The sequence below is a fragment of the Lactobacillus nasalidis genome, from assembly GCF_016587775.1.
GTDB lineage: Bacteria > Bacillota > Bacilli > Lactobacillales > Lactobacillaceae > Lactobacillus > Lactobacillus nasalidis.
Map to the genome: position 1 here is coordinate 1 of NZ_BOCG01000475.1, position 583 is coordinate 583.

Genomic DNA, 583 nt, shown 5'->3' on the forward strand with positions numbered 1-583 from the left:
GAACCTGCGAAGGCAAGCGGATCTCTTAAAGCTGTTCTCAGTTCGGACTGCAGGCTGCAACTCGCCTGCACGAAGCTGGAATCGCTAGTAATCGCGGATCAGCACGCCGCGGTGAATACGTTCCCGGGCCTTGTACACACCGCCCGTCACACCATGGAAGTCTGCAATGCCCAAAGTCGGTGGGATAACCATTTAGGAGTCAGTCGCCTAAGGCAGGGCAGATGACTGGGGTGAAGTCGTAACAAGGTAGCCGTAGGAGAACCTGCGGCTGGATCACCTCCTTTCTAAGGAAAACAGATGGATGGAGAGCAGAAATGCTAAAAGAAATCCATCAGTTACGGAAGCACACTGCAAAAGAAACTTTGTTCAGTTTTGAGAGTATCAGCTCTCACTTGTACGTTGAAAACTGAATATCTTAATTCCAAGAAAAAAACGAGAATCATTGAGATCAATGAACGATTGCAAAGCGACCGAGAGAGTTCGAAAGAACAAAACTTGTTAGGTCAAGTGAAGAAGGGCGCACGGTGAATGCCTTGGCACTGGAAGCCGATGAAGGACGCGACTAACCGCGAAAGTCTTCGGG

General features: G+C 49.4%; 2 rRNA genes. Both read left to right on the top strand.

The features are described from left to right. Positions 1–284: ribosomal RNA gene (locus tag lacNas_RS09070) — 16S ribosomal RNA — on the top strand; the annotation flags it as partial. 217 nt (positions 285–501) lie between these two features. Continuing rightward, positions 502–583 (top strand): 23S ribosomal RNA (locus lacNas_RS09075); the annotation flags it as partial.